Genomic DNA, 1,982 nt, shown 5'->3' with positions numbered 1-1,982 from the left:
CGCTTTTCTTGACTATTTCAACCAGCAATACGCAGTCTACCGTCAGACACCGGCAGAAAACAGTTGGTCTGTTGATATATATACAATCAATAAAGCAATCATCTCTACTTGGCAATCTATTGCGACCCGGCTCAACCTAAAACTCACCGGCATATTTCCCTGTCAGGAAAATCAATGCTTTTTCCCTGCTGCCGACGAATTTTCCCTGTCAATAAATAATCAAAGCGTAATCTTTAATCTGCCTTCCGGTCACAATAATGCTTTACCGGAATATCTTACTTCATTAGCCCAGAATGCAATATTAAAAGACACCCAACTTAATTTTCTTCCAGACAAGCTAAGGCCATCCACACTTAACTGGTCCATATTATTTCCAGTTACAGCTTGTCTTGCTGTAATTTCCGCTTTATCGTTACTGGTATTATTGCACTTAAACATTGCTGATGCACAACATCAGTCCAAACAACAAATCATTCAACTGCAAAATATGGCAAATTTATCAGAACAAAAAAAATCACTTGAACTTTATCAACAAAACATAGTACAAAGAAAATCAATTTTACTGACTTTAAAGCCACAGCATATGTCCTGCTATTCATTATTGAGCAATTTGGGCTCCGTAACACCCGATTTTGTATGGCTTGACAGCATAACTACCGACGAAACCGGAGATATCTTATTAAACGGCAGCAGTTATGATTATCCCTCACTGCAAAACTACATTATTGCATTACAGGAACATTATTTCCCGACAATAGATCTGGTGTCTGTCAGCAACCATGATACAGATGATACTGTTTTAACATTCACTTTGAAAATTTTCTTCAGCAGGTAACCATATGGTAAAACAAGATAAGTACAATATATTAACTACAATCATTGCCATGATAATCTGGAACATAGCTTTTTATTATCTACTATACTCCCCTGGCAAACTAGAATTACAACAGCTTCATAACAACATTTCCGTCAATCAAAAACAAATTACCGATTTAAAAACCTTTGCTGCCGATCATGACAAAACAGATGCCTATGCTGCTGAAATACTTGAAAATAATATATTTTGGGAAAACAAATTACCAAACAATAAAGACGAAGCAAAATTTATCGCCGATTTACAATCTATTGCCAATAAAAATTCTATCAGGATAATCCATATTGCACCGGCAGCTTCAGCAAATAAATTGTCATCTTACCATGAAATCCCCATACAGGCCAAAATACAAGGCAATTACTTCCAACTATTAAATTTTTTACATGATATTAATGAATCGCCTCGTTATAACATCATTGAAAAAATGTCTTTGAAAAAACAAAACAATGAACTCGAAGTTCAGCTGTTAATAAAAATATTTTCATTGTCGTTTTCCAATGATAAATAACGTTATTCGCTAGTAAAATTCATTATAGATTATCTTTTTGTATTGAACAAAACTTTTTTACTTATATGAAATTTCTATTTTTGAAAGCTTAATAGTCTTATCATATTTGTAATAATAAAGCTATTTTCACTTACCTTTTTCTTCATAGACATAATATTATCATTGTTAAGACTTAATTATACAATGGTAGTTATTATGTCTTTATTTTATTTTCAATAAAAATATATTTTATCACCAAATATCACATAGATATCTAAAATATTCACAAATAATTAATGCATAATAATATACATTTGCCACAATTATTTTGAAAAATGTTAAACTTTTAATATATCAGAATATAATGTGTGATTTAATTGTAAGATAGGTAAGGAAAGGATTAATAGTATGGCATTAGATCAAAGATGTGTACACATTCTTATTGTACTTATGAATAATTCAATGAAATTTAAAAAAGTATCAGAATTAGCGAATGATTTCAAAGTCAGCAACCGTATGATACGTTACAATTTAGATGATATATGGTGCTAGCATATAAATAGAGCAAAACAAAATGAGAATTTTCCTAAAAAATATTAAAATAAAATTACAGTATAGGAG

The 1,982-nt window shown here is 31.0% G+C and carries 2 protein-coding genes; both read left to right on the top strand.

The annotated features are described in order from the left end of the window. A partial coding sequence (locus I6751_RS07280) for a PilN domain-containing protein (protein ID WP_196591980.1) occupies positions 1-835 on the top strand: 835 nt, incomplete at its 5' end. 4 nt (positions 836-839) lie between these two features. Continuing rightward, entirely contained in the window at positions 840-1,382 is a 543-nt protein-coding gene (locus tag I6751_RS07275) for a type IV pilus inner membrane component PilO (RefSeq protein ID WP_196591979.1), read from the top strand. The last annotated feature ends 600 nt before the right edge of the window (positions 1,383-1,982 follow it).

It is taken from the genome of Pectinatus frisingensis, from assembly GCF_015732285.1.
GTDB lineage: Bacteria > Bacillota > Negativicutes > Selenomonadales > Selenomonadaceae > Pectinatus > Pectinatus frisingensis.
This window is presented reverse-complemented; position numbering and strand designations above follow the sequence as displayed.

Excerpts from the sequence above, each read along its gene's own strand:
- I6751_RS07275 (WP_196591979.1), top strand. The coding sequence starts at position 840 with ATGGTAAAACAAGATAAGTACAATATATTAACTACAATCATTGCCATG.